Here is a 26,942-nt window from a genome sequence, read left to right as displayed (position 1 = left end):
GCTCCGCGGTTGTGGGACTCGCCCACCCGGCGCGAAGCCGGCGACGTGCTGGTCACCTGCCTCGTCGATGTGGGGGCGGCGGTGGTCTTCTCCCCACATGGCACCCTGCTCGCATTGCCCCATGTCGACTCTTGATCGACGGGTCGAGGGACCCATCGCGCGTTCCCCGTCCCGGCCTCCGCCCGGAAGAGACCGGCGACGAGTCCCGAGCCGGCTCTCACGCGCGTATATGCCCAGGCGCGCCGTCCCGGAAGGCCGCGTCGGGAATTCGCCCCTTCTTGTCGGCGGCGCTTCGCGATGTCATCCGGTCGTGGGCCGCCACTGTGGCGAGCGCCCCAGGTACAGAAGGATGCGGTTCAGCGTTTCGGCCTGGTCCCAGGTGTCCAGGCTCGGCGCGAAGGCGGCGCCCGGCCGCAGTCGGTGGTCGTCGTCCGGGACGGCCAGGGCCACCGGCAGGCCCGCCGCGACGAGGTCGTCGTCCGGCTCGAACGCGATGTCCAGGGCGCGTGCGACGTCCCAGCCGTGCACGAGATAGTCGATGAAGTGGAAGCCGATCGCCTGGTCCGCCGGGAAGCCGTGGGCGACCCCGAACTCGGGCAGGTCGAACTCCGTCTCCTCCGAGGGTACTTCCGCGAAGGCGGAGATCACCGCGGCCGCCGATTCCCGGTAGGTGGCGGCCGCGTCCGGCCCGCGGGATGGAAGCGCCCAGTGCGCCCGATCCTTGCCGTCCCCGGCCGCGGCCTTCGCGAAGCCCCGGTGTTGGGCGGTCATGTGGGCGAGGAGGTCGGCCAGCGCCCACCCCGCGCACGGGGTGGGGCGGTCGAGATCGTCGGCCGTGACCCGTTCGACCAGCTCGACGCTGTAGCGCACGGCCCGGGCGTCGACCTCTCGGATGTACTCCAATTTAGTGTGCATGAGCTTATGATAAGCACATGACTATCATTGTTTCGACCCGTATCTTCGTGCCATGGCCGACACCGCAACCGACAGCGATGCCGAAGACCGGGGCGACGACCCGCGCGTCGCGGACGACGCCGCTCCTCGCGACTCCGCTCGCCCGGACCTGGCGGCGATGGTCGTACCGCTCGGGCGTGCCCTGATGGCCGCCGAGCTCCCGGTGCTGCGCCGGCACGGTCTGACGATGTGGGCATACACGGTGCTGCTCGGGCTCGACGCCGAACCGGTGCGTTCCCAGGCCGCATTGGCGCAGGCGATCGGCGCCGACAAGACCCGCCTGATCGGCGTGCTGGACGACCTGGAACTGCGCGGGCTGATCCGCCGCCGTCCCGACCCGAACGATCGGCGGGTGCGACTGCTGTCGCTGACCGCCGAGGGACGCGGCGTGCGCGCCGCCGTCCGATCCGGGATCCGCGCGTGGGAGGAACGCCTGCTGGCCGGGCTGCCCGAGACGGACCGGGTCGGCTTCCTCCGAGCGTTGCAGACATTGTCCGAACTGCCCCCCGACAGCATCGGCGACTGATTTGGGCGGCGTTTCGCGGTGGTGCAGGAAGATGCCACAGAGGCGCCTGGGCCCGGGCGGGCGAGCCTGCCGTGTGGGCACTCCGTCGCCCCGGCCGGGAAGCCGGCGCTCGCGCGTAGCGTTCGAGGTCGTCCTCGGAGCGAGCGATGCCGTGTCGGTGCGCGACGCTCGCACATCCGGAATCGCCCCCCGCCGGTCGAAGGAGGAGTGATGACCAGTACGCCGGTATTGGTGTCGTGGTCGGTCGTGCGCCACCGGACAGGGCCTCCACCAGCATGCGACCTCGAACGCGTGGACTGTGTTCGATCGCGCCGGTGGGTGCTCCCATCGTCCGGGTCGACCCGGCCCTGGGGACGCGGCTGGGTTTCCTCCCTTGGTCAATGGCTCAAGAGGACGATCAGTCCACGTCCTGCGTCGACCGCATCCTCCAGCCAGCTTTCTTGTATCCCTACGATGACGCGAAAGTGCTCGATGTCACAGACGTCGTGCCGAGTGATGCGCGCCGGTGGCCGTGCTCGCGTGGCGATGTTCTCCATCGCGGGCCACGGCACCGATCTCGCGTGTGCGAGCACAGCCCTCGCCGTCTCGGGACGCATCGAGTAGAACGTTCCGGAGACCGCGAACTCGATGGCCGCGTCGTCGTCCAAGTCCTGGGAGCGCTCGGGACAGTCCTGCCCAAGGTCGTCGAAGATGCGGCCGAGGAAGGCGTCGGCTTGGGTGCGCAGTCGATCCGGCAACTCGTGACGCAGGATCTCGTAGTAGAAACCGGCCTGCATGAAGTCGTAGCCGCGATAGTGGCGTTCGATTGCGAACGGAAGGTCGTCACCATGCGGATTCTCGGGCGCGTCCCAGAAGAAGTCGGTGCCACGGGACTCTCGATAGGCCGCGACGGCGGGTTCCCATTGAGCGATCAGGCCGAATGCGTCGAAGCCCGCACTTCCTCCGTAAGTTGTTACGTGGCCCGGAAGGGCCGGGTCTGGCTCACGGTTCCTTGCCTTCGGAGCGCCCGGCAGTAGACGCTACTTCAGGAGTTTGGTCGGGGGTCGGCTGCCCTGGACCTCGGTGCGACTCGGGGTTGTCGTCATCGCCGAAACCGCCTGTCAACGAGGGAACTGCGCCACGATCGACGTCCCCGCCCGGCCGGCGGCCGACCTCGCGCTCCCGACTGCTCACCGTAGCGACTCGGTGGCCGGCCGGGTGCGGATGATCAACCGACTGCGGGACGTGCTGACCGGCGTCGTCCCGGGCGCTGGAGCGGGCCTTCGACTACAGCTCCCACAAGGACGCGCTGGTGCTGCCGACCGGATACCGGAGGTCGAGTCAAGGGTGGCCTTCATCCGCTGTTCGTGCGATGGACAGCTTCGTTGGTGGGCGTGATTTTCCTAGCTGTCCACGTCGAGTCGGCATTGATCATGGTGTATGAAAATGCGAATTGTGGTGGCCGCCTCGGTTGCCGTACTGAGTGTGCTTGCCTCCGGCTGTGGGAGTAGTGGGGATGGCGGGAAGCTGGTCGACAAGAGCCACGAGCAACCCGAGGAGACACAGAGTCCGACCGTGGCGGAGCGCAGTGACGCGCCTGCCTCGCCTTCCTCCGTCGCGCCGCCGAGTTCCTCGTTGTCGGTGCCTTCAGGAGGCGCGTCGTCCGGCGACACCACGCTCACCAAGGCCGGAACCCGGTTGAAGTTGGGCGAATCAGCCGTCGCGGAGGTCAAGTCGGGCGCCAAGAAGGGGTCCGTGCGGATCAAACCCATCTCGATCGAAAAGGGATCGATCCAAGATCTCGTACAGGCCGGGTTCGCCCTGAAGGAGGAACAAAAGGGTTCGGTCCCGTACTACGTGCGGGTCTCCTACACCAACGTCTCGGACAGCGACCTTTCCTTCACCTCACCGAATTCCCACGTCGAGGGCCTCGACGATCGCAAGCAACGAATCTCGCCGGTGCTCCTGTTCGGGAGCCTCGAGAAGTGTCCGACCTCCACCTTTCCCTCGTTCACGAAGAACGTCACGCACGAGGACTGCAGAACATTCCTGTTGCCGGCAGCCGCGTCGCTCGACGCGGTCACCTACCGCGGGTCGGATCTCGCGGCCGCGCCCATCGAGTGGCGTCGCTGATCGCCTGGTGATCGGGGCTGTGCTCCAGAGCCCGGTGCCGGTACACGGCCGCGCGTGCCGTGTCCGCCCCTCACGCCGAAACGATTGCCCGTGAGTGGAAGGTATCCGAATACCTCCGCCGGCTCTGCGACATCACACGCTTGTGCCGATCACCCTTCGTGGGGCCCGAAGGTGGCGTGGCCTACCTGGGAAAGAGCGGGAGGAGAGATGATGTTCGGACGAAAGAACAAGCAGCCCAAGCAGGAAGCCGTGATCACCGACGACGACGGGTATCAGCAGGGCCCGGTTGCGTTCGGGCTGGGTTGTGGGGTGCATCTCTCGATCGTGAACCGGGTCGCCTGGAACACGATCGGGCCGCACTTCGAGGGACCGCGCCGTGACCGGAGCTCACTGGAACTCACGTGGGGCGTGCGCGATACGCACGGATGGGAACGGGCGACCGCGAGCCTGTTTCAGGCCAACCACATCCCCAAGGATGCGGAACTGGCCTTGGACCTGCGCAATCGGCACCACTATGCGGATCCGGCGCGCTGGCGACTCGAAACGGAGAGGGTGCTCCCCACCGCGGTACCGGAGGAGTCCGACCGTCAGGAGTCACCCGACCCGATCGGCCGTATCCTTCGCTACGAGGAGCGTTTCCGAGCCGACGGTCTGCTCGCGTCGGGCGAGGTGGTGACCTCTGTGGCGGCGTTCGACTTCGCCCGCGCGGTGACCATGGCCCGGTGGGCGGTGGGCGCGGGCTACTGCACATCAGCCGAGGCAGTGCCCAAGGTGGCCGAGGCGGGTCGTTTGTGCCGCGCCGTTTACGCCTCGTGGGAGGCGTTCTCGGCAGGGTACGCACTCGGGCGCGTGTTGTGGTTCGACGGCGACAAGTACGGATCTTGGTACCAAGAGGTACTCGCGGCCCACCACCGCCTCATGAGCGACCCACGCAGTCCGTGGGTGACCCTGCCGTGGACACCGCTGTGACGAACGGGCGGGTCTCGATCGATGTGGATCGGCGCCACGAGAACGGCCACGACCCCGAAAGTGCAAGGTCGCGACCGACACACGCCGCCGAGCCCGTCCCGCCACTCGTCGAGGGTCTTCCGCAGGCCGCTTGCTCGACGACCGGGAATCGTATGCCGCGACCCTCGACGTTCATCGAAGTGCATCGCGCGGCCTGAGACTTCTCCCGTAGGTGATCGTGGAGGGCGCAAAATGGCAGCCTCGACGATTCCGAGAGGCCATCCTCGCGCCCACGCCCGCCGACTACCTCGAACTGGCACGTACCGCGAAGGACAGCGCTGTCCTGCATCGCCTCGCGCGATGTCCGTACGCCTTCGTCTGGCACGCCCTGGCCGGCAATCCCGACACCCCGCCCGCGGCGCTCCTGGAATTGACCAAGGCCCGCGAGAGTGTCTGGAACGACAACAGGCTTCTCCACCTGTTGGCGGAACATCCCGGCGCTGACCGCATCGTTCTTCGAGCCGTCCTGGACGCCGTGGCGACGAGGCTCGAGTACGGTGAACGGCCCTATGCCGCCGTGCTCGCCCTCGCGGCTCGGCCGGAGCTCGAGACGGACGAGGTGAGCAGGCTCGGGACTCTTCGGGGGGCCTCCGCTCGCCTACGCCGCGGGCTGTCCCTGCGTCTGAGTTCCCGCCTCCGAGGAGACTCGCCGCCGGCGGTGCGCTGATCTCGATGCCGAGTGGCCGCAGGGGAGATGGTGGTGATGAGGCATGCGCACCTATCCACTCGCCTCGCGTTCGTTGCGCTCGGTGAGGAGTTCGCCTATGTGCTGTAGAGGGTCGAGTGTCGGCGCATCACCGGCTGCGGCGGCTCGCGCGAGCATGTCGTCGACCAGTTGTTCCGGTTGCTCTCGGACGATGACGAGGTCACCGGACCGCGGCGGAACGAAACCGGCGTCGACGGCGGATTCGACCAACCGCAGCAGAGGGTCGAAATATCCGTCGACGTTCAGGATGCCCAGGGGACGTTGGTGGAGGCCGAGATGGGCCCATGTCCATATCTCGAACATTTCCTCGAAAGTGCCCAGCCCGCCCGGGAGAACGAGGAAGGCGTCGGCAGCCTCCGCCATCCGTGCCTTGCGTCGGTGCATGTCCGACACCACCTCGAGCCGCGTCAGCCCCGGGTGCGCCAACTCGGCGATCACCAGGGGCTCGGGGACCACGCCGACGACCCGCGCGCCCGCTTCGAGAGCCGCGTCCGCGACCGCACCCATCAGGCCGGCCGCCCCACCCCCGTAGACGAGTTCGGCACCTCGACGAGCGATCGCGTGGCCTGTGCGGCGCGCCGCCTCCAAGTCCGTGGAACCGCGCCCGCGGGCGGATCCGCAGAAGACGCACAGTCGCGGCCTTTGGGGTGTGAGGGAGGCGGGCGCGTGATCGTCGGTGCGGAGTGGCCCCGTGGAAGCAACGGGTCCCGTGTCATTCCTCATTCCGGGCACGGCTCGTCGTCCTTTCTGAAATGCGCACCGTCGCAGGCAATTTCGCGCCGCGGCGGGTGATGACGGCATGCGCACCGAATCTCTTGACGTCGGTGAAGTGGACACGGCGGGGGCTTCGCGGGCCGTGACCCGCGATTCCTGTCCGAGGGGTGCGCCACGCGGGTCTGCCACGTCGGGCCCATCACGTCTCGGAGCGTCACCGGCGTGGCCCGAAATCAGGCCCACCGAAAACGCGATACGGGTCGTATCGCTCTTTTGCCGCGCGGTGTTGCGGCAGGAGCGGACCGAGGTGTCGGCGCTCGTCGGCATCGGTCATCGGCAATGATCCGAAGGGGTAGAGCGTGCCGCCCGCGCGACGGGTGGCGTCGTAGATGAGGCGGTTGCCGGTCAGCAGGGACTGCGTCCGGGCCGAGGTGGGAGGGTGTGTATTGGGGAGAAGGCTGAGTAGTACGTGGTGTTCACCGAAGGGCAGACGCAGGTTCGGGGTCCGCAGGGCGCGATCGGCCAAGACTTGAATCGTGATGGGTCCGTGGTGTTGCTCCGTTGGTGTTCTGATGCCGAGGAAGGTGTTGATCAGGTGTGGTGCCCGGTCGGCGGGTAGGAAGACGCTCAGGTACGGATGCGGAGCCTGCCAAAGCCCGAGGCCACGCATGACCCGGATCTCGGCTGCCATGCGATCCGCGAACTCGAACGTTCTCCGCGTCTCGACCGTCCATCGGTCGGGGGTGACGGCCAAGCCGTCCAGTGAGTCCCTGACCGCTCGATCGGATCCTCTGTCGTTCCACGGAATCGCGATCTTGATCTGGTACAGCCAGGGCTGAGCCTTCGACGAGGGCACCCGGTGGGTGGTTTCGGTGCCGAATCGTCGGCGGAGCAGGGGCCCGCTGTTCGGGACGGCGAAGCCTTGGACGAAGCCGACGCCGTTTCGGGCGGTCAATCTTCGCTGGTCGTCGATCATGTGGCTGATGTCGGTATAGAGCGCCTTGCAGGTGTAGATCGCGTTCGGCGCCGGCACCAGGGGAAGCCGGGCGGACGCGATGACCCCGAACCGGCCGAGGCCGGCGCGGGTCGCGTCGAACAGGTCGCGGTTGTGTTCCCCGGAGCAGGCGAGGGTCTGCCCCGTTCCCGTGACCACGGTCAGTTCGTTGACGTTGTCGGTTTGGCTGCCCGCTCGGAACGAGGATCCCCCGATGCCACCCATCGACAGTGTGCCGCCGACACTGAGACCGAGAAAGTCGGTGAGAACGGGAGGGATCAGGCCGTGCCTGAGCGTATGCCTGGTCAGCGTGTCCCATCGCGTGCCCGCGCCGACGTCTACCTCCCGGGAACCCGCGTCGACGCGAACGTGGTCGAGGCCGGTGGTGGACAGCGCAAGGCCGTCGGGTGCCTGTGCCTGTCCGTGGGTGCTGTGTCGTTGTCCTTGCACCGCGATTCTCCAGCCGCGTTCCGCGGCCAGTCGCACCGCGGCCGGGATCTGATCCGGGTCGGTGACCTCCACTACGGCGGCGGGTCGGTGACGGATGATGCCACCGAAATCCCCTGTGGCGGCGTCCTTGGCGGCGTCATCGGTTCGAATCGGTACAGCGGTCATGGATGGGCCGCCAACCCTTGGACGAGCTCGACGGCGACCGTGTCGAGTGAGCGCGGTGGCCGACGGGTCAGGTCCGCGACCGTGGTGGTGGGCTCCGCCGCCCAGCCCGTCCGGTAGGCGCGATGCAGGTCGGCGAGGGAATCGGCCTGCCACGATGGAAGCCCCCGCGCGAGCCAGTGCTCGCGCGCCCGTGCAAGGGGTACGTCCGAGTAGCGGACCCGGCGACCGAGAGCCGTCGACAGTCGTGCGGCTACATCGATGAAAGACAGGGCCTCGGGGCCGGTCAGCGTGTAGATCCGGTTGTCATGGCCGTCTTCGGTCAAGACAGTGGCGGCGACCGCGGCCACATCCCGATGGTCGATCATGCTGATCCGACCGTTTCCCATGGGCGCTCGCAGGACGCCCTCGTGGAGTGATCGCGTGTAGAGACTCAGGTTCTGCATGAAGAAGTTGGGTCGCAGGTGGGTGAAGGCGATCCCGGTCGCCGCGATCTCGTCTTCGGTCCGCGCGTGCCACCGGCCCTCCTGCTGCGGACAGTCGGGGCCGGCTCCCATCGCCGATACCTTGACCAGCCGACGGATTCGGGCCGCTGCGGCGGCGACAACGATGTTGTGCTGAAGCCGGATCTGTGCCGGTTCCCCCTTCGACAAGAGGAACACGCGATCCACCCCGCGCAGGGCGGCTTCGAGACTTTGCGGATCGTTCATGTCCCCGACGGCGACCTCCGCGCCCCGGGCCCTGGCCGGCTCCGCCTTCGAGGCCGCACGGGTCAGGACCCGAACCGCTGCGCCCAACCCGGTCAGTACGCGGACCAACTCCGTGCCGACTCGTCCGGTGCCGCCGGTCACCAGGATCACATTGCCGGACTGTCCGCGGTGGCCGTCCCGGGCTCGGGCGGTTCGGCACACATTCGCCCGAGTCGGCTGTAGCGCTCGGAGATCGCTATGTTCGACCACGAAGCGGCGTCCCGGCGTCGGCGGTCAGGAGGGACAGCGCGGTGTCGACCAGGTCCGCGCGATCGTAGGCCAGCCAATGGATCCGGGGGTCGCGTCGCCCCCACGCGAGTTGGCGCCGGGAGATGCGCCGTGCCGAGTCGACGGTCTGCGTGTACGCGCGTCGCTCGTCGAGTCGTCCGTCCAGGACGGCCAGCGCCTGCCGGTATCCGCACACGCGCGCGGCGGTGGCACCCCGGCGCAGGCCAAGGGCCGCCAGGCGCCGGACTTCCGTGAGGAGGCCGGAGTCCCACATGCGTCGATGCCGCAGGGCGATCCGCCGATCCAACGCGTTTCGGTCGCCGGTCAGCCCGATCTGCACGGTGTCCCGCATGTACTCGAAGGTGGGCAGGCTCGCCGCGAAGGGACGACCGGTCAACGCGACGACCTCCAGCGCCCGCACGATTCGGCGGCCGTCGGTGCGCGGAATCAACGCGGCCGCGTGCGGATCGGCCTTCCCGAGTCGCCGATGCATCGCGGCAGGGCCGATCTCGCGCAGGATGTCCTCGAGTTCCGCGCGCAAGGACGCGTCCGTGTCGGGGAACTCGAAGCGATCCAGGACGGCCTGGGGATACAGGCCACAACCGCCGACCACGATCGGTGTCCGGTCGCGGTCGAGGATCGCATCGATCTGCTCTCGTGCCCGGTGCTGGACCTCGCCGGCCGTCGCTCTGACGGTGACGTCCCACAGATCGAACAAGTGGTGGGGTACGCCGCCGCGTTCGGCTTCCGACGGTTTCCCGGAACCGACGTCCATGCCCCGGTACATCTGGTTCACGTCGACGTTGACGATCTCCCCGCCCAGCCGCTGGGCCAGGACGACGGCGAGGTCCGATTTCCCGGTCGCCGTCGACCCGACCACCGCGACCACGCGCCGCCGGTTCATCGCGGCCTCAACGGGTGGTGCCGCAGCCGGACGTGGTCGTCGGCCGGGTGCCGGGTGCCGCGGGCATCCCCAGCAGCGTGGCCTGCCGCGACGGTTGGACGGGTGCGACCGGGGTGCGGGCCAGTCGGCCCTGCCAGGCGTCTCCGGAGCGGGTGCGGCGTACCTTCATCAGGCCGCCGTCCGCGAGCAGATGGTGGGGTGCGGCGTGCGTGATGCCCACGGTGACCGCGTCACCGGGACGCAACGGGCCGCGCCCGTCGCCGGCGTCGGCGCCCGGGTCAGGGGGCATGAAATGCACGAGTCTGTTGTCGGGCGCGCGTCCGGACAGGCGTCCGGTCCTGTCGTTCTTGCGTCCCTGGCCCTCCGCGACGATCAACTCGACGGCCCGGCCGACGTGGCGTCGGTTCTCCGCGAGGCTGATCTCGTCCTGCACGGCGACCAGTCGTTCGAACCGCTCCTGCACGACGGGGGCGGGAACCTGATCACCCAGAGTCGCGGCCGGAGTCCCCGGGCGCTTGGAGTACTTGAACATGAAGGCGCGGGCGAAGCGCGCCTCGCGGACCAGGGTGAGGGTGTCCTCGAAGTCGGCGTCGCTTTCCCCGGGAAACCCGACGATGATGTCGGTGGTGATGGCCGGATCCGGCAGAGCCGCCCGACAACGCTCCACGATTCGCAGGTAGCGGTCGCGGCGATAGGAACGCCGCATCGCCCGCAATACGCGGTCCGAACCCGACTGGAGGGGCAAGTGCAACTGCGGCATCACATTCGGGGTCCGGGCCATCGCGTCGATCACGTCGTCGGTGAACTCCGCCGGATGGGGACTGGTGAACCGCACCCGTTCCAGGCCTTCGATATCGCCGCAGGCGCGCAGCAGTTTGGCGAAGGCCATGCGGTCGCCGAACTCGACACCGTAGGCGTTGACGTTCTGACCCAGGAGCGTTACCTCGAGTACACCTTGGTCGACCATCGCACGAATTTCCGCGAGCACGTCACCGGGTCGACGATCGGATTCCTTGCCACGCAGGGCCGGCACTATGCAGAACGTGCACGTGTTGTTGCAGCCCACCGAGATGGCCACCCAGGCGGCATAGGCCGACTCTCGCCGCGTCGGCAACGTCGAGGGAAATACTTCGAGTGCTTCGCGGATTTCCACTTGTGCCGCGTCGGCGACACGGGAGCGTTCCAACAGGGCCGGCAACGAGCCGAGATTGTGGGTTCCGAACACCACGTCGACCCACGGGGCCCGGCGAACGATCTCGTCCCGGTCCTTCTGGGCCAGACAGCCGCCGACGGCTATCCGCATGCCGGAATGCTTCTTGTCACGCAGGGCCCGCAAGGCGCGGTACAGCGTGTTGTCGGCGTTCTCTCGCACCGCGCAGGTGTTGAACACCACGACGTCCCCGACGGTGCCGGCCCGGGAGGCGACGTAGCCGTCGGCTTCCAGCATGCCCGCGATACGCTCCGAGTCGTGCACGTTCATCTGGCATCCGAACGTGCGTACTTCGTAGGTATCGGTCATCGTGAGGACTCCCCTGCCTTCGAACCACCAACCGAACGGTAGTCAACGAGAGCTCTCCACCCGTAGAGCGACGGGGCAGGGAGGTTTTGATCCACCGGAGACGATCGGCTCTTTTGAGAAGCGGATCGCCGTATGTGCTGCCGTTTTGAGCGGCTGGGTGCGAGCCTTTTTTGAGAAGGCTCCGCTCGGCTCTTTTGAGGAGCCGTTCGTCTTGTGTCGAGCCCTTTTGACGGGCTGTGGTCGGGCCTCTTTTGAGAAGGTCCCGCTCGGCTCTTTTGAGGAGCCTGTCATCTTGTGTAAGACCCTTTTGAGGGGTCGTCGGCGGCGTCGTTCGAAGAAGCGCCGCCCGGCTCTTTTGAGGAGCCGGACAGTCGGTCCCTTCAGGGGGCCGACTGTCTTGATGATCCTTTGAAGATCTGTGACGCGAGGCTAGTACGCCCGGAAAATCCTCGTCAATCCCCATCCGAAAGCCGGCGCGATTTTACAGTCGGCAGGCATGCGACGGACCTTCGGCGCTGGTCACCTCGTGCCGAGCCGTACAGCGGGTGCGGGAGGGTTCGCGCAGAGTGTTGTCCGGGCCGGCGGTTACGGTGTGGCCCATGCGTACGGCGGAGCTGTTCGACAGCGGTGAAATGGCAGCGATGTTAAAGATGGAGGCGCCGGGCGAAGTCGGGCGTGTGTTGCAGTCCGCGGCACAGGGTGATCGTCTGGACGTCCTGGAGTTCGTGCTGCGGCACGAGCCGCCGCGATGGCACCTCGATGTCGCGATGTCGCGTGCGGCCGAGCGTCGGGGGAACGCCGTGTTCGTGCGAACGCTCCTGGCCGCCGGGGCGCGACCGGTCGCGGAATCGCACGCGTTCCCGCTGTGGGTTGCGGCCACGGCGGCGGACGAGGACATCGTGGTGCTGCTTCTGGAGGGCGGCGCGGACCCGAATGCGCGCACGGACGCGCGTCCGTACGATCGCGACAGCCAGGACGACTGCCGCCTTCCGTTGATCGCGGCCATCCGCGCCGGGGCACACGCCGTGCTGACGGCCCTGCTCGACGCCGGCGCGGACCCGAACGTCCTGACCCACGCCCTGCGTCGCCCGCTGGACGTGGCGCTGGAGACGGGCGACACCGCGATGGTGGAACTGCTGCGTGCGCGGGGGGCCGAGGTCTTCGCGCCCGAGGATGCCGACCTGGTCCAGGCGACCCGGCGGGGTTTCCTCGCGAGGGTGCGGGAGTTGCTGCCGACACAGGATTCGGGCACGTTGGGCGACGCGTTGATCGTCGCGGTGCAGGAGCGGCAGACCGACGTCGCCGTGGCGGTCCTGGATCACGGTGGCGTCGAGCCGAGGGACCTCTCCGTGGCGTTGGGGCAGGTGATCGCCTTCGACGAGCCTGTGGTCGTGCCGCACCTGATCGCCGCGGGGGTCGACCGGGACGCGCCGGACAATCACTACCGCACCCCGCCGATCGTGCTGGCCGCGGATCGAGGACGTGTTTCGGTGGTGCGGGACCTGCTCGCCGCCGGGGTCGATCTCCAGGCCCGGGACGAGGACGGTCGCAACGCGCTCGCCGCTGCTCGGAAGCAAGGGCGGACCGCGATCGTGCGACTGCTCCGAGCGGCCGGCGCGAGCGCGCGTACGCCCGAGATGATCATGCGGGCCACCAAGGCGAAGCTCGCCGGGGTTGCGCGTCCCGCCTGGAGCCCGCTCGTTGAGGCAGCGCACGGGGAAAACCGGTCGGACGCTTCGCGATTCGGTGGCCCGCCCTGGCTGGGAACGGATGAGCCATGGCCCGTCTGTGGCGATTGCGCGGCCTCGCTGACCTTCTTCGTGCAACTCGACCTCGCGACGGTGCCCAGGCGCGCCCGAGCGGACCTGGGCTCGGGGTTGCTGCAGTTGTTCCACTGCATCGCCTGCAACCCGTACCGGGCCTTCTCCAGGGGTCACCTGGTCCGGATCGTCGACGCGACCGGCGGACGTTCGGGTATACCGCCTGCGGGCGTCGGGCTGTTCCCCGAGCGGCCGATAGTCGGATGGGCGCGCGCGGTCAAGGACTATCCATACCGTGAGGCCGACGAGTCGGCGCTGCTTCCGGAGGAACGCGCCGTGGTGTTCGGGCTCAACCGCCAAGGCGACAAGCTCGGCGGGTGGCCGAACTGGGTCCAGGACCCCGCGTACCCGAAGTGCCCTCGCGGTGACCATCGCATGACGCAGCCGGTACTCCAGATGGATTCCGGGCACGGTGTGCCGCACCGGTGGGGCGACAACGGCGCGGGCTACATCGTGCAATGCCCCACGCACCGCGACGAGGTCGCCTTCCAGTGGCAGTCGGCATGAGCCGCGTCCGCCGGGCCGAGGCAGGAGCGCCCGGCCCGGCGGCGCGAAGGGTGTTGCAGGCCTTGTCGGTCCGCGGGGGTGATGCCGGTGTGGTGTCCGGTGGGCGGCTCCCGGTGACGGGCCGGCCACGCCTCGGCGTTTGCGCGTGCGGCGCATGACGCTCCCGGCCTGGCCGCACTGCACGCGCGAGGCACTCCCGCCCTCGGACTCCGTTCCGTGTCCCGGCGCGCGCGTGCCCGGGCGCGATCGCTGTCTCGCCCACCTCGAGGCTGCCGAGCGCGCCGCGTATCTTGCGACGCTCGGGCCCGGCGTCGCCATCGACCACCGAGGGACCACGTTCGACGACGATCTTCTGTGGCCACTCCTGTACAGGTTCGAGGAGGCGGACCATGCTCGCTTTCGCCTCGGCTCCGCTCGATTCGACCACGCGACGTTCACCGACGATCCGTGGCTCGCCGGCGTGGCGTTCGCCGACGTCGCGTTCACCGGCGCGAGCTTCCTCGACGATGCGTGGTTCGGCAACGCGTCGTTCGGTGGGGAAACCCGCTTCGACGGCGTGATGTTCGGCGGTGACGCGAGTTTCATCTGCGCTTCGTTTGTGGGCAAAACCCGCTTCGACGGCGCCACCTTCGCAAGCGCTGCGCGGTTCGGCGATTGCGAGTTCATCGGTGATGCCAGGTTCGACGGCGCGACCTTCGCGGCGTCGGCCGACTTCGGTATCGCGGTGTTCGCGGCCGGGGCACGCTTCGATGGCGCGAGCTTCGCGGCCGGTCCGGACTTCGACCCTATGGAGGACACCCTGAATGCCCGGTGGGCCTGGATGGACAGTGGGGAACACCCGCCCTGGGCCGATCCACGTTGAGCAAGCCCAACTCGCGGCGGCCGGCGGCGCCGGGACGCCCACCGTGCTCCGGATGTTCGTGATCGGCGTATTGGGCTTCTTGACCTTCCCCCGGGATGCGGAATGCAGGCCCGAAGCCTGACCGCCGCCGAGGCCCACCCTGGCTATGGCGCAGAACGCCTCCGCGTACCAACTCGCCGCACTGGCCCCTGGTACGGCCGATCGGGCCCTCAACGACAGCCCGCCCTGGGCGCGTCCGACCCAGCTCGCGGCCCGGGCACTGACGAAAGGGAATTGCTTGCTTGTGCATGCATAAATTGGCATTATGGGCAACCGGGCTGTCAATAGTGGTCGCATGTTCGGCCGGTCCAACCACCGGAGCCCGCCCGGTCGGCGAGTCGACCGAATGGGTCACTCGCCTGTAGCGACGAGAAGGGACGAGGTCATGGACGTGAAACTGTGGGACCAGGTCGTCGTGTTGCACGCGCGCGTCGAGCACGACCTCGGCCGGACGCTGCAGCGGAGGCACGGGATCGGCCTGTCCGAGTACCGCGCGCTCTCCCGGCTCGCGGTCGCACCCGAGGGCGGGTTGCGCATGCAGGAGCTCGCCGATTCGATCGGTCTGAACCAGAGTTCGGTCAGCCGCCTCGCGATCCGCCTGGAAACCGACGACCTCACCCGACGCGACCTGTGTCCCGGCGATCGCCGAGGGGTACGCACCGCGATCACCGCCGAAGGGCGCACCCGTCTGGTCGAGGCCGACACCACCTACGCGGAGGCGCTGACCATCGCACTGATCAAGGCCGCCGCCGATCCGCACCTGGCAGACGCGGCAACGGCCCTGGGAGCCACGCCGGTCGCGGCCTGACACCGTCGGGCGGGACGCCTGCAGCGCTGCACTCGTCGCTGCCGCCTGGTGCGGGTGAGAATCCGGACGGGGCCCTGCCGTGTACGGGGGAGGTGGGCGGGTCGTGCCGTTGACGGCGGTGCATGCCGGGCTGGGCCTGGTGGACGCGGCGCCGGACGACCTGGGGTGCGGGGCGCGGTGGGACGACATCCACCAGGTGCGGCCGCGGGCGCCGTTGACCTGCCCGGGATTTTTTGGCGCGGTGGGTGCCTGGCGGTCCCCGAAGGGCCTGCGGTATTTCCGGCACGACGCGAAGACCCCGGACCGCCCGCACGCCGGCGAGGGGCCGGCACATCACTTGCTCAAGACCGAACTCGCGGGGATCGCCCGGCGGCGGGGTGGGTGTGCGCGTTGGAGGTCGCCGGCAACGGCCGGCGGGCCGACGTGCCGGCCAAGCACCCCACGACGGGCCGCGCGCCGGCGTGGGAGGCGCAGTTGGCGGAGTCGATGCGGGCGACCATCCCCCGCGGTGGAGTTGACCAGCTCCACCAGGGTGTCGGTGATCTCCCGCTCGCGCCGGAACAGCAACGCGGCGAGCAGCACGTGACGCACCTTGGGGTCGAAGCGCCGCAGGTGGCTCGGGGACGAGGCGAACGCGTGCGCGCCACGCGTCGATGACCTGCGGGCGATGCCGGCGAACGCTGTGGCGGGCACGCCGACCGCGCGGACCCGGCGCAGCCTGGACTCCTCGCAGCGAGTCGAGGCTGACGTTGCCCGGGTGCGCCTTGATCTGCCCGAGCACCGACTCGACATCCGCCTCCGCCGCTTCCTGTGTGTCCACTGCTTCGGTTTCCGCCGCGTCGCCGCTGTCGTCATCGGTAATGGTCGGTGTCGGTGTCGACCAGTGCGTCGAGGCGGCCGGTGAAGGCCGCGTCCGCCGGCCGGGCCGCGCGACCTCGGCGACGGCGAGCTGGTCGGCCTGGTGCAGCGCGCGCCGGATGATCAGCGCGAAGCGGTCCGGGGCGGGCGGTTCGGTGGCGGCCACCCGCAGGTAACCGAGGAGTTCGGCACGGACGACCTCCTCGCGGCGCTCGTCCCACCACAGGGCGCCGACCAGGTGGGCGGTGGCCTTGGCGGCGTCGTCGACCGTGCACTCGTGCCAGCCCGTGCGCCGGCGGATCTCGGAGCGGTGCCGCTGCGCGGTCCGCTCCGCCAGGTCGTGGAAGGCGATCTTCGAGGCAGCCACGTCGACCTGGCCCGCGACGTGCGCGATCGCGTCGTCGGAGATCTCGCCACGGCCTTGGTACCTGTTCCTGATCCCCGACGAATCACGGGACGGGGCATGTGCTGCGGGGTATGGAATGGCACGAGCAGAGCCCTTGATGCACCGGCGTGGTGGAAGCTTGGTGACCGCGGATGTGTCGGATGCCGTTGCTACATTGGCTGCTCGTTGAACACACAAGGGAGCGGCGCGTGCACGACTTCGACGACATGCCCCAGGAGATTCCGCAGCTTGCCCTGCTGAGTTACGGCGTGGACGGAACCACCTTTCAGATAACGGCCTCCATAGCCAAGGGCACCGCGTTCGTCGGGCCGCTGTGCCTGGCTGCGCCGCTGTTGTCCTCGGTCGAGATCGTCGGGCCGGGTGGGCGGATCGCCTGGGCCGAACGCGTCCCGGTGTCCGTTCGGGGCAGTGCCCACGCCGACGACACGATCGAAGTCGGTGGGAACCTGCCTTTGATCTTCGATCTGGTGGTTCCCGACGATGCGTTTCTTGGCGGCTTCACCTCGAGGATGGCCGTACAGGCTCTCAATACATCGGCGACACAGCTCCACGTGACGGTCGAGGACCCGGGAATCGCCCGGTTCCGTTCCGCAGCCGGTGCTGCCAACGGAGAGCGGGACGGTCGCCTGGTGGGTTCATCATGGCTGCCGGGGCCTGGTCAGGTTGCTTGAGTGCCGGCAGAACGAGTGGTTCCGTCACTGGCATGAGGAGCGTCGACGTGGCGAGAACGGTCCGCAAGCGGGCCCGGACGGGTCAACCTCCTTGTCATGAGGGTGATCGCGGCCCACGTGATCAAAGCCTCGCTGTGCTGAGGCAGGCGCTCGTAGTCCCGAGCGTGTCGACGGGCGTGCATGATCCGGCCCAGTGAGCGTTCCACGACCCAACGGCGGGGCAACAGGACGAAACCGACCGCGTTCTTGGGCCTGCTGATGGTCTTGATGGTCAGCCGCAGGTAGGTCTTCGCCCACTCGACAAGAGCGCCGGCGTATGCGGCGTCTGCCCAGACGATGGTGATCTCGGGGTGCATCAGCCTGAGTCTGAAACAGCACTTCCCTGGCAGCGTCGCGGACGCTGATGTCGGCCGGGGTTCGGCGACGATCTGTTCGTAGTGTTGCCGGCTGACGCTTCCGACGTTCGTGATCTCCTCGGTCACGGCATTCACCACCATGTGGGCCGGGGCGCGACGCTTCAGGCCGTGACGGAACTCGGTCCGCCTCACTCACACGGTCGATCCGAAAATCCCATGATCACAACGAATGCACCACAAGTGACCGTAATTGGTGAAAAGTCGCCTGTTCGACGTGTTCGCGATGCGGTTACCGTGACCGTTCGTCGAACGGTTCGGTACGGGATCGCCAAGCCTTCACCTTGCATGCCCCCGAGCAGTAAGTGGCGTTCGATCGCCGGTCCACCCCGGCCGGCCAACGGGCCCCGCAGACCGGGCATTCCCTTTCGCCGGCACCTTCGCGCACGGCTGCCACACGCCTGCGCAACCGTCGCTCCCGACGCCACTGCCTGGCACGACACGCCGATGAGCAGTAGATCGCGTCGGGCCGCGCTCCCCGCGGCAGCCGCTTGCCGCAGCCCCGACAATCCCGCTCCCCGACCCGCTCAATCCTCTCGGACACCCAGCCGGCCTAGGCCGTGAAATCACTCCGAATCCGGGATCGGAAACAGGTTCTTGGGAAACCGGCCGCGCCAGTGCAGGAACAGCAGCTGCACCGCGAAGCCGAGCCTGGTCCCCCGGACTTGTTCCGCAGCAGCGCCCACTGCTCCTCGTCCAGGTGAAGTGGTCGACGACGCCGTCGGGTCCCAAGTCCCGGCCCACCACAACACCCCCGTCCGCTCGGCCGGCCGCCCCCTTGCGGCTGGTGATCGGAGCGACCGTAGAACCGCGGGACGGCGTAGCAGGCGGGGGCTGATCTCCCCATCCTTCGTGGGGTGCTGTTCCCCGGGCGCGTCGGCGTGCGGGCTGTCGGTTCGGTCTGCGGGGCTCAGGTGCCCTCGTGGGAGGAAGGCGTGGATACTTACGCACTGTGGCGGTTGGTGGATCTCAGTGTTCGCGTTGGTGGGCCGGACGAGGTCATCGAGTCCGCCGCGTTGCGTGTTCGACCACCGAGGTAGAACGGATCCATGCACACCACTGTCCCCGCCTCCGCCGGGCACATCGTCGAAGTCGGCGTCGCCGTCGGGTTGGTGGCCGCGATGGATCCGGCCGGCCGATTCGTCGCCATGGAAGACCGCGGCCGGCTCACCGTGCGCGACTCCCACAGCAGCCTCACCGCCGTCATGTCCTGCCCTTACGGCGCCCCAGGCGAAGCGCTGGCGGTCGATCCCGACGGCACACGCGTCGCGGTTCTGCGTGCAGACCTGACGATCGAGCTGCGCGGCCCGGACGAGCACGTCCGCCGCAATGCCCTCCCCGTCGCGGAGGGACAACCCGTCATGAGCGCGCTCCAATTCACCGCCGACGGCTCTTTTCTGGTACTCGCGTGGCAGGCCCGGCGGGACGCGTCCGCACAGCTGATCCTGCTCGACGCCGCGACGCTGGAGCCGGTGGACAGCGCGGCGCTCGAATCTCGCGCGACCCGCCAACCGGCCGTAGTGGACGAAGGAGTCGAGATCGCCGTCCGGCCCGGCGCAACCGCAACGATCGCCTTGGCGGCATGCTGCGGTGACGACACCACCCTGCTGGCCGTCGCGGAGGCGGCGGACGGCGTCTTGCGGTTGCACGGTCTCGAAACCGATCCCGCGGCCTTGGCCGAAGGCGTGGCCGGCGAACGCGTCATGGCGATCGACTTGTCGGACACCGCCGGCCTCGTGGTGCTCGACTCAGACGGTTTCGTCTCAACCGTGCCGTGGCGGACCCCTGGGGTGAGCGCGCGCATCGTTGCGCACAGCGGCGAGCTGCTTCGGGACGAGAACGCGGCATGCAACGGGCCGATCTTCACACGCGGCCGACTGCTCGCCGCGGTGGTCGAACACGAGTACCTGAGGTGCGGCCGTTACGAGTGGGAGGCCACGGCCCTGGCCGTCCTGGACCTGTCGACCGGTCAGTGGCGCGGCCTGCTCCAACTCCCATCGCGGCAACGCGGAGAGGCAACAGTCATCGAACACGGCCTGATCTGCCGAAGCGCCGGGGGCCGGACCCGCATCGCCCGATGGGTCCCGCCCGCTGCGGACGCAGCCTCCCTGTCATGACCCCACGCCGGCCCCTGCGACGCCGACTGTCCGAATCCGCCTCCGCCAGAGGCGGACACGGCCAATGCCGGGGGACTGCAACGAGCCACCGCGCCCATGCTCCCCCTTTCCGTGGCTGCTCGACCAAGTGGGGAATGAGAGCGGAGCCGGCCGAATTCGCGGGTCCTCATCAGTCCCGCCCGTCCCCGGGCCCAAGGTGACGATCGCGCTGTTCGACACCGGCGATGTGTCGGCAAGCACAAAGGTGAGGCCACAACAGGAACTGTGGCCTCGTCGGAACAGTCAACGTTTTTGTGATGCTATTTGATCACCAGCAAGTCGGCTGATACGTCACCTTGAGGTAATACGAAAGCACATATCCGGAGATCGAGCCGTTCCAAACGTAGGTCCGGCCGTACGATCGCGCTCCGAAACAAACGAACGTCCCTCGAGCGACAGACCCCTTGTAGGTCCAACCGGTCGGTGTCCGAAGGAGTGTCGCGTTTCCCGTGAGGACCCCTCCATTTGGCACACGACGTCTTCGCTGTCGATGACGTCCGTGCCGGAGAACTTACCCGTGGGGTGGGTGCCTTGCTGGTTGATCCAGTCTTCGGCGTTCCTTGGGGCAGCTTTCGCTCACGACTTGCACAGGGCGTGGTCGATGAGGGTGGCGGAGGCTTTGTACTGCTGGATCGGGGACTGGTCGGGCCCCAGGTTGCTCGTGTAGAAGACGGTGGCGGCGCGGCGGCCGTCGGGACTCACCGCGTTGTCGCTGATGTAGTTCCAGCCCCCTCCGCCGTGGAACCAGACCCATTCGCCGCAGGACGACCGGCGCTTCATGATGCCGAGACCGTATTCGGTGTCGCTCCAGATGGCCTGGAGCGGTGGGGCCGGGACGGTGCGCTGCATCGCCGCGAGCTGGGCCGGCTGAAGCAGGCGACCGCCGAGGAGTGCTTGGAAGAAGCGGTTGACGTCGCCGGTCGTGCTGATCAGCGACGAGTCGGGCTGGCCTCCGGCGAAGGTGGATACGTTTGTCTCCGGTCCGCCGGGGACGAAGCGCTTGTACGCGGTCATGTGGGGCCGGGGGAGCTGGGCGGAGGTTCCCGGGATGAGCGTGTGGCGAAGGTCGAGGGGCTCGATGATCCTGTCGTGGACCTCCTGCTGCCAGGGTCGGCCGGTGACCTTCTCGATGATCATCCCGATGAGTACGTAGTTGGTGTTCGAGTAGGTCCAGCCCTTGTCCGGCTCGAAGGTCGAGGGGTGCCGCAATGCCATCGCCACCAATTGCTCCGGCGCGTAGGTGCGGAAACGATCGCGCCGGAACTCCTCGGCGTTGTGGGCCTGCTCCATAGGCACGTCATCGGCGTATTCCGGGATACCGCTGGTGTGACCGAGCAACTGCCGCACGGTGATGTGGGTGCCGTCGTTGCCGTTGCCGCGGACCAGGCCGGGCAGCCAGCGGTCCACGGTGTCGGTCAGGGCGAGTCGTCCCTCGCCGACGAGCTGCAGGGCGACGGTGGCGACGAACGTCTTGGTGGTGCTGCCGATCCGGTGATAGGAGTCCGGCTGAACGGGGGCGCGGGTCTCCTGGTCGGCCACGCCGCTGCGGGCCACCGCCCGGTCACCGGCTGTCCGCGCCTCCGCCAGCACCCCACCGGCGCCCGTGGCCCGCAACGCGTCGGCGTCGCGTTGCAACCTCGTCGGCGTGTGGTTGTTGCTCGCGCTGTACGCCGCGGTGCTCGCAGTCACCGCGAGCAGCGTGACAACGGGAACCAACAGGCGCCGCAGTGACCGTCGGCCCGCATTCTTCTGGGAATCGTTCATGTTCGCCACGCTAGATTCGGCGACACCTCGAGATCGATACGGCCTGCTGCCGTACACAGCTACAGCCTGCTGTACCGCCAAACCGGGGCCGCAGGCGCATAATCGCGGCCATGGATGGCTTGAAAGGGCTGCGTGCCTGCGTCTACCTGCTCGGTGGCCTCGTCCCCGCGCTGGGCGGGCTGCTGTTCCTCGCCCAGCCGGCGGTGGCCGGTGAGTGGGCGGACCGGCGTCGGGCCGCCGCCGGCCGATGGCTCGGCGTGCCGGTCGATTCGTCGCCGACCACGCGGCGTTGGTTGGTGCTCAACGCGCTCACCGCGGTCCCGTTGGGACTTCTGGCGGTATTCGTGGTCGGCAACATCGTCGTCGGCGTGGTCGGGATGGTCGCATGGTGGGCGTTCCCGCCCGGGGCCCGACTGCGGTTGTTGCTCGAGGTGCCGATCGACGGCTGGGGTCGCGCGGTGTCTCTCGGCCTGGTGCAGGTGGTCGGTCTCGGCATGGTGACGTGTTTCGTGCTGCCACCGCCGGCACGGGCACAGGCGCGCCTCCTCGCACCGTCGAAGGCGGAGCGGTTGGCTCTGCGCGTGGCGGCGCTGACCAGGACACGGGCCGAGGTACTGGATGCCCATGGCGCGGAGCTTCGCCGGATCGAAAGAGACCTCCACGACGGCATGCAGGGTAGGCTCGTGGCGGTGACCATGCAGCTCGCGTTGGCCCGCCAAGCGGTGCACGAAGACCCGCACGCCGCCGAGGAATCGATCGAACGCGCGCACGACGGTACGGAGGCGGCACTGGCCGAGCTCCGTGACGTGATCCGTACGATCTATCCCCCGATCCTCGCCGATCGTGGGTTGGCCGGCGCGCTGACGGCGGTCGCGGCCCGATCGGGGATGCCCACCGACATCGAGATGGGTGAACTGGGCCGGGTGCCGGCCGCCGTCGAGGCGGTCGCCTATTTCGCGGTCGTCGAGGCGCTCACCAACGCGGCGAAGCACAGCCGCGCCTCCGCCGTCGCCGTCGGGGTCGTTCGCAACGGCGACAACTTGCGCATCGACATCACCGACGACGGCATCGGCGGCGCCCACGAGGCGCGCGGTACCGGTATCACCGGAATCCGGCGTCGGGTCATGGCTCTCGACGGCGATGTCACGGTGGACAGTCCGCCCGGCGGCCCCACGAGGATTGCGGTGGAACTGCCGTGCGGCTGGTGATCGCCGAGGACAACGTGCTCCTCGCGGAGGGGTTGCAGCTCATCCTGGCGAGAAACGGCTTCGAGGTGTCGGCCGTCGTCGATACCGGGGACGCGTTGCTTGCGGCCGTGGACGAACACGAGCCCCAAGCGGCGCTGATCGACGTACGCCTACCGCCGTCGTTTCGCGACGAGGGCCTGCGCGCCGCGGTCGCCCTCCGGCGCCGCCACCCGGGATTCCCCGTCCTCGTCCTGTCCCAGTACGTCGAGCAGACGTACGCCACCGAACTCCTCTCCACCGGCCACAGCGGTGTCGGCTACCTGCTCAAGGACCGGGTGGGGCGCGTCACCGAGTTCCTCGATGCCCTGCGCACTGTGATCGCGGGCGGCATGGCGATCGACGCCGAGGTCATCGCCCAGGTCATCCGCAGACAGGACGATCCCCTCGCCGCCCTGACCAACCGTGAGCGAGAGGTCCTCGGCCTGATGGCAGAGGGACTCGGCAACACGACGATCGCGGCCCGTCTGCAGGTGACCGACAACGCGGTCCACAAGCACATCGGCAACATCTTCACCAAGCTGGGCCTGACCCCCGGCGACACCGGTCACCGCCGGGTTCTCGCGGTGCTCTCCTACCTCGACGCCTTGCCGCGCTAGGCACGTGCGGGCCGGCGCGCCTGGTGACCGGTGCCGATGAACGCGCAGGTGCCGGGGGTGCCACCGCCCCGGCACGTCTTGATGGCGCCAACGGCCGTCTCCTCGTCGATCTGCGCCATGTACGACGCGGCGTGGAACTACGACCGGCTGCGGCCGGGCGGCACGGAGCCCCTCTGGCCGAGCCCATGGGCACTACCGGGTTCCCTACTCGCCTCACACCCACTGCGCGAACCACCGACTCCATGGCTACAGGGGGCAGCGCGCACGCCGGGGAAGGTACGGCCTACTCCACCGATGACCCGGTAGTCCGCTGTATCGACCGGGGCACGCCGGACGGACAGTCTGGTTGTCGGGTCCGGAGTGCCCGGACCGTGAAAGCCGGAGGCCCGCACCATGTCCGAGCGCACCGCACCCGTCCTGGAGTTCCCATCGACGGTGGTGCCCGCGGTGTCCCTTGTCGGCGTCACGAAGGTCTACGGGCGGGGGACGGAGGCCGTACATGCCCTGCGCGGAGTCGACGTCGACATACCGTCCGGTACCTTCACCGCCGTCATGGGCCCTTCGGGGTCGGGCAAAAGCACTTTTCTGCACTGCGCGGCAGGGCTCGACCGACCCACCGGTGGCCGTGTACACCTCGCCGGCAGCGACATCACCGCGCTCTCCGAGACCAAACTGACCCAACTGCGGCGCAGCCGTGTCGGGTTCGTCTTCCAGGCCTTCAACCTGGTCGGTTCGCTCACCGCCGAGCAGAACGCCGCGCTGCCGTTGCGGCTGGCCGGTGAGCGTCCCGACAAGGCGCGGGTGCGTGAGGTACTCGGTCGAATCGGCCTCGCAGACAGGGCGAGACACCGGCCGGCCCAGCTTTCCGGGGGCCAGCAACAGCGCGTCGCGATCGCCCGTGCACTGGTCACACGTCCCGAAGTCCTGTTCGCGGACGAGCCCACCGGTGCCCTGGACACCCGCACGGGGCGCGAGGTTCTGACATTGCTGCGCTCCGTCGTGGACGCGCACGGCCACACGGTGGTCATGGTGACCCACGATCCGATCGCCGCCGCGTATGCCGACCGGGTGCTGTTTCTGGCCGACGGGCGCCTTGTGAACACTCTGGAGCAACCCACCGCCGAGGCTGTCGCCGACCGCATGATCCGGTTGGAAGGCTGAACGGTGCTGCGCCTCGCCTTCGATACCTTGCGCACCCGACTGGCCGGATTCGTCGGAGCGTTTCTCGCCGTCGCCCTGGCATCGGTCCTGATCACCGGTGCGGGGGTGATGCTGGAGTCCGCGCTGCGGACCCACGCTCCGCTGGAACGTCTCCGTGGCACGGACCTCGCGGTGGCAGCCTCCGACCATGTCGAGCGGACCACCGTCGCGCCCGATCCCACCGGCGATGAGGCCGCGGAGTCGGCCCCGCTCGGCCAGGCCGCACGTGTTCCCGCCGAACTCGCGTCCCGCATCGGCGTGTTGCCGGGTGTCGCCGTCGCCGTACCGGATCGCGGCACCGCGGTCGCCCTCCCGGGCGGCAGGGTGGCCCACGCACGCGGCTGGGACAGCGCGCAACTGACGCCGTACCGCGTCGTCGACGGGCACGCGCCACAGATCGACGGTCAAGCCGCGGTCGACGCGCGTACCGCCGCGGCCCTCGGGCTTCGGCCCGGCGCGCGGCTCGACCTCGCGACGCCGCGTGGCACCCGAACGGTAGTCGTCACCGGGATCGCCGAAGGGCGCGGCGCGCCCTCGGTCTTCCTCACCCCGGCCCAGGCCGCCGGAGTGAGCATGGCGACGGACCGCGCCGATTTCATCGGCGTGCTGCTCGCACCCGGTGTGGACGCGCAGCGGGTTCGGGCAGCCGTCGAGGACGTTCTGACCGCGGCCGGACCACAGTTCGGCGACGCTCGGCGGGCACAGCCCCGGCTACAGGTGGTGCGCGGGAAGGCGCTCGCTCGATTGGAGGCGCCCGCGCAGACGGCCGCGCAACAGGCCGCGATTCCCGTGGTCAGCGTCTTCGGCAGCAGCGCGGCCTTCGCGGCGATCTTCGTCGTCGCCGGAACCTTCGGCCTCTCGGTACGTCAACGCGTCCGCGAGATCGGCCTCCTTCGAGCCGTCGGCGCGACGCCCCGGCAGATCCGCCGCATGATCTCGGCGGAGGCGCTGCTGGTCGCACTGGGCGGGTCGGTGATCGGCGTACCGCTGGGTTACGCCTTCGCCCGGGTGCTGGAGACGCTCTTCGACAGGGCAGATGCCTTGCCGACCGGATTTGCCATCGTCAACTCCTGGATCCCCGGTGTGATCGGCGTCGGTGCCGCCGTTGCGACCACGCAGGTCGCGGCACTGGTGGCGGCCGGCCGCGCGGCCAAGGTGAAGCCGACGGAGGTCTTCGGGTCAACGGGCAGACGCCGCATCCTTGTTCCGATGCTGCGCTACGTTCTCGGGCTCGCCGCGACGGCCGGAGGGGTCGCGGTGGTCACGGTCTCGGTGAACATGGGCGGCGACGACGGCGCCTCCGCGGCCATCGGCATCGTGTTCACCTTCATGATCGCGGTCGCGCTGTTGGCCCTGCCCATCGCCCGGTGCGGTGTCGCGGTCATCGGCAGGCTGTTCGCCCCGACGGGTGACGCGATCGGACTGCTCGCTCGGGCCAACAGCGCGGCGGAGCCGGGACGGGTCTCGGCGGTCGCCGTGCCGGTCGCGCTGACCGTCGCCTTCAGTGGTTCGATCCTGTTCATCGGTACGACCGTCGCGGACACCACGATCAAGCACAGCAAGGCCCGGACCACCGCGACGTTCATCGTCGACGGGTCCGACCGCGCGGGGCTGCCGGAGGACGCCCTCGCCCGCATCCGGGGCCTGCCCGGAGTGGCGGCGGCGTCCGGAACGGTGGCCACCACCGTGCTGGACGACTCGTCGGGCAGCGCGCAGGAAATGGACGCACGCGGAGTGGGCGACGACGCGGAGAAGGTCCTGGACCTCGGCATACGGTCGGGCAGCCTGGCCGACCTCGCCCGCCCCGACACCGTGGCCCTCGGTTCCAGGCATGCGGACGCCGGGGGAAGGCACGTCGGTGACCGCATCCGGTACTGGCTCGGCGACGGCACGCCGGTGGAAGCCCGCGTCGTGGCCGTCTACGACAACGCCTTCGGCTTCGGCGACTACCTCGTGCCGCGCGAACTCGCCGCCGCGCACAGCACGGTCGGCGCCTACGACAAGGTGTACCTCACCGCCGCTCCGGGCGCCGACCGCACGGCACTGGCCGACGCGTTGCGCCGCGAGGGCCGAGTTCTCGACCGGGCCGCGTACCTCGACGAGATCGCCGACGAAGCCGGCGAAGACGCCTGGACCAACGCCCTCATCCTGGGCGCCATCGCGGTGTTCACCGCGCTCGGCGTGGTCAACACGATCGTCATGGCCACCCGCTCGCGATCGCGCGAGTTCGCGGTGCTGCGCCTGGCCGGAACCACCCCACGACAGATCACGGCGATGCTCGGGCGCGAACTCGCGATCGATACCGCCTTGGGCGTGGGGCTGGGCACGGCGATCGCGTGGGTCACCCTCGGCGCCTTCGCCAACGGCATCACCGGGTCGTTCGCACCGTTGATGCCCGCGGGCCTGTATCTGGCGCTGGTGGGCGTCGTCGTGGCCCTGGTCTACGGCGCGGGTCTGCTGTCCGTCCGAAGCGTGCTGCGTCTGGACCCGATCGCGGCCCTGGGCTCGCGGGAGTAGCGAACGTATGGCCCGCCGCGTCGTAACCCGCGCCGCCGCCCAGCCGTGCTCG

At 68.9% G+C, this 26,942-nt stretch carries 22 protein-coding genes and 3 pseudogenes; 14 read left to right on the top strand and 11 right to left on the bottom strand.

The window, feature by feature from the left end:
• Window positions 1–300 precede the first annotated feature (300 nt).
• A complete protein-coding gene (locus tag ACWCPW_RS32745) occupies window positions 301–915 on the bottom strand; it encodes a TIGR03086 family metal-binding protein (protein ID WP_449765179.1) in 615 nt (204 codons plus the stop codon).
• 52 nt (window positions 916–967) lie between these two features.
• Between ACWCPW_RS32745 and ACWCPW_RS32740 the strand changes: the two genes are divergently transcribed.
• Complete coding sequence (locus tag ACWCPW_RS32740; RefSeq protein WP_449765178.1) at window positions 968–1,480, top strand: MarR family winged helix-turn-helix transcriptional regulator; 513 nt, start codon at window positions 968–970, stop codon at window positions 1,478–1,480.
• Window positions 1,481–1,857: 377 nt separating this feature from the next.
• On the opposite strand, the gene ACWCPW_RS32735 is transcribed toward ACWCPW_RS32740, so the two are convergent.
• Window positions 1,858–2,256, bottom strand: coding sequence for a hypothetical protein (locus tag ACWCPW_RS32735; RefSeq protein WP_449765177.1), 399 nt, complete (start codon window positions 2,254–2,256; stop codon window positions 1,858–1,860).
• A 304-nt stretch (window positions 2,257–2,560) separates the two neighbouring features.
• On the opposite strand from ACWCPW_RS32735, the pseudogene ACWCPW_RS32730 reads away from it, so the two are divergent.
• The 4 genes and pseudogenes from ACWCPW_RS32730 to ACWCPW_RS32715 all read left to right on the top strand — a co-directional run.
• Window positions 2,561–2,792 (top strand): annotated as a pseudogene (locus tag ACWCPW_RS32730) (IS110 family transposase); the annotation flags it as partial.
• A 113-nt stretch (window positions 2,793–2,905) separates the two neighbouring features.
• Entirely contained in the window at window positions 2,906–3,592 is a 687-nt protein-coding gene (locus tag ACWCPW_RS32725) for a hypothetical protein (RefSeq protein WP_449765176.1), read from the top strand.
• 210 nt (window positions 3,593–3,802) lie between these two features.
• A complete protein-coding gene (locus ACWCPW_RS32720; RefSeq protein WP_449765175.1) occupies window positions 3,803–4,561 on the top strand; it encodes a DUF1266 domain-containing protein in 759 nt (252 codons plus the stop codon).
• 211 nt (window positions 4,562–4,772) lie between these two features.
• Window positions 4,773–5,267 carry a hypothetical protein gene (locus tag ACWCPW_RS32715; RefSeq protein WP_449765174.1) on the top strand — a complete coding sequence of 165 codons (495 nt, stop codon included), beginning with the start codon at window positions 4,773–4,775 and terminating at the stop codon, window positions 5,265–5,267.
• A 51-nt stretch (window positions 5,268–5,318) separates the two neighbouring features.
• Here the strand turns inward: ACWCPW_RS32715 and ACWCPW_RS32710 are convergent, their stop codons facing one another.
• The 5 genes from ACWCPW_RS32710 to miaB all read right to left on the bottom strand — a co-directional run bounded on the left by ACWCPW_RS32710 (window position 5,319) and on the right by miaB (window position 11,026).
• Window positions 5,319–6,029 carry an LOG family protein gene (locus tag ACWCPW_RS32710; RefSeq protein WP_449765173.1) on the bottom strand — a complete coding sequence of 237 codons (711 nt, stop codon included), beginning with the start codon at window positions 6,027–6,029 and terminating at the stop codon, window positions 5,319–5,321.
• A gap of 205 nt (window positions 6,030–6,234) precedes the next feature.
• A complete protein-coding gene (locus tag ACWCPW_RS32705; protein ID WP_449765172.1) occupies window positions 6,235–7,629 on the bottom strand; it encodes an FAD-binding protein in 1,395 nt (464 codons plus the stop codon).
• On the bottom strand, window positions 7,626–8,486 hold the full coding sequence (locus tag ACWCPW_RS32700; RefSeq protein ID WP_449765171.1) for an SDR family oxidoreductase: 861 nt from the start codon (window positions 8,484–8,486) through the stop codon (window positions 7,626–7,628). Before ACWCPW_RS32700 ends, ACWCPW_RS32705 begins: the two co-directional genes overlap by 4 nt.
• Before the next feature lie 85 nt (window positions 8,487–8,571).
• On the bottom strand, window positions 8,572–9,507 hold the full coding sequence (miaA, locus tag ACWCPW_RS32695) for a tRNA (adenosine(37)-N6)-dimethylallyltransferase MiaA (RefSeq protein ID WP_449765170.1): 936 nt from the start codon (window positions 9,505–9,507) through the stop codon (window positions 8,572–8,574).
• Window positions 9,508–9,514: 7 nt separating this feature from the next.
• The gene (gene miaB / locus ACWCPW_RS32690; RefSeq protein ID WP_449765169.1) at window positions 9,515–11,026 is read right to left on the bottom strand and encodes a tRNA (N6-isopentenyl adenosine(37)-C2)-methylthiotransferase MiaB; all 1,512 of its coding nucleotides are present in this window, start codon (window positions 11,024–11,026) and stop codon (window positions 9,515–9,517) included.
• A gap of 599 nt (window positions 11,027–11,625) precedes the next feature.
• Between miaB and ACWCPW_RS32685 the strand changes: the two genes are divergently transcribed.
• From ACWCPW_RS32685 to ACWCPW_RS32675, 3 genes are all read left to right on the top strand, one after another.
• Window positions 11,626–13,353 carry an ankyrin repeat domain-containing protein gene (locus ACWCPW_RS32685; protein WP_449765168.1) on the top strand — a complete coding sequence of 576 codons (1,728 nt, stop codon included), beginning with the start codon at window positions 11,626–11,628 and terminating at the stop codon, window positions 13,351–13,353.
• 154 nt (window positions 13,354–13,507) lie between these two features.
• Window positions 13,508–14,215: a pentapeptide repeat-containing protein gene (locus ACWCPW_RS32680; protein ID WP_449765167.1), complete on the top strand. Its 708-nt coding sequence runs from the start codon at window positions 13,508–13,510 to the stop codon at window positions 14,213–14,215.
• Between the two features lie 424 nt (window positions 14,216–14,639).
• Complete coding sequence (locus ACWCPW_RS32675; protein WP_449765166.1) at window positions 14,640–15,062, top strand: MarR family winged helix-turn-helix transcriptional regulator; 423 nt, start codon at window positions 14,640–14,642, stop codon at window positions 15,060–15,062.
• Window positions 15,063–15,395: 333 nt separating this feature from the next.
• Here the strand turns inward: ACWCPW_RS32675 and ACWCPW_RS32670 are convergent, their stop codons facing one another.
• Window positions 15,396–15,755, bottom strand: a complete 360-nt coding sequence (locus ACWCPW_RS32670) for a hypothetical protein (protein WP_449765248.1) — start codon at window positions 15,753–15,755, stop codon at window positions 15,396–15,398.
• A 289-nt stretch (window positions 15,756–16,044) separates the two neighbouring features.
• Window positions 16,045–16,503 (bottom strand): annotated as a pseudogene (locus ACWCPW_RS32665) (DUF4158 domain-containing protein); the annotation flags it as partial.
• Window positions 16,504–16,514: 11 nt separating this feature from the next.
• On the opposite strand from ACWCPW_RS32665, the gene ACWCPW_RS32660 reads away from it, so the two are divergent.
• Window positions 16,515–16,997, top strand: a complete 483-nt coding sequence (locus ACWCPW_RS32660) for a hypothetical protein (protein ID WP_449765165.1) — start codon at window positions 16,515–16,517, stop codon at window positions 16,995–16,997.
• Here the strand turns inward: ACWCPW_RS32660 and ACWCPW_RS32655 are convergent.
• Window positions 16,985–17,414, bottom strand: a pseudogene (locus ACWCPW_RS32655) (transposase); the annotation flags it as partial. The gene ACWCPW_RS32660 and the pseudogene ACWCPW_RS32655 sit on opposite strands and share 13 nt — an antisense overlap.
• 1,117 nt (window positions 17,415–18,531) lie before the next feature.
• Here ACWCPW_RS32655 and ACWCPW_RS32650 point away from each other — a divergent pair.
• A complete protein-coding gene (locus ACWCPW_RS32650; protein ID WP_449765164.1) occupies window positions 18,532–19,527 on the top strand; it encodes a hypothetical protein in 996 nt (331 codons plus the stop codon).
• A 615-nt stretch (window positions 19,528–20,142) separates the two neighbouring features.
• Here ACWCPW_RS32650 and ACWCPW_RS32645 read toward each other — a convergent pair.
• The gene (locus tag ACWCPW_RS32645) at window positions 20,143–21,330 is read right to left on the bottom strand and encodes a serine hydrolase domain-containing protein (RefSeq protein WP_449765163.1); all 1,188 of its coding nucleotides are present in this window, start codon (window positions 21,328–21,330) and stop codon (window positions 20,143–20,145) included.
• A 110-nt stretch (window positions 21,331–21,440) separates the two neighbouring features.
• Between ACWCPW_RS32645 and ACWCPW_RS32640 the strand changes: the two genes are divergently transcribed.
• The 4 genes from ACWCPW_RS32640 to ACWCPW_RS32625 all read left to right on the top strand — a co-directional run bounded on the left by ACWCPW_RS32640 (window position 21,441) and on the right by ACWCPW_RS32625 (window position 26,890).
• Window positions 21,441–22,538, top strand: coding sequence for a sensor histidine kinase (locus ACWCPW_RS32640; protein ID WP_449765162.1), 1,098 nt, complete (start codon window positions 21,441–21,443; stop codon window positions 22,536–22,538).
• Complete coding sequence (locus tag ACWCPW_RS32635) at window positions 22,526–23,173, top strand: response regulator transcription factor (protein ID WP_449765161.1); 648 nt, start codon at window positions 22,526–22,528, stop codon at window positions 23,171–23,173. Before ACWCPW_RS32640 ends, ACWCPW_RS32635 begins: the two co-directional genes overlap by 13 nt.
• 435 nt (window positions 23,174–23,608) lie before the next feature.
• Window positions 23,609–24,334 (top strand): ABC transporter ATP-binding protein, encoded by a 726-nt coding sequence (locus ACWCPW_RS32630; RefSeq protein WP_449765160.1) that lies wholly within the window; start codon window positions 23,609–23,611, stop codon window positions 24,332–24,334.
• A gap of 3 nt (window positions 24,335–24,337) precedes the next feature.
• Window positions 24,338–26,890: an FtsX-like permease family protein gene (locus ACWCPW_RS32625; RefSeq protein ID WP_449765159.1), complete on the top strand. Its 2,553-nt coding sequence runs from the start codon at window positions 24,338–24,340 to the stop codon at window positions 26,888–26,890.
• Window positions 26,891–26,942: the final 52 nt, after the last annotated feature.

This window comes from Embleya sp. NPDC001921, assembly GCF_053594475.1.
The sequence above is the reverse complement of the archived record's forward strand: the minus strand, read 5'-3'. Positions and strand labels throughout refer to the sequence as shown.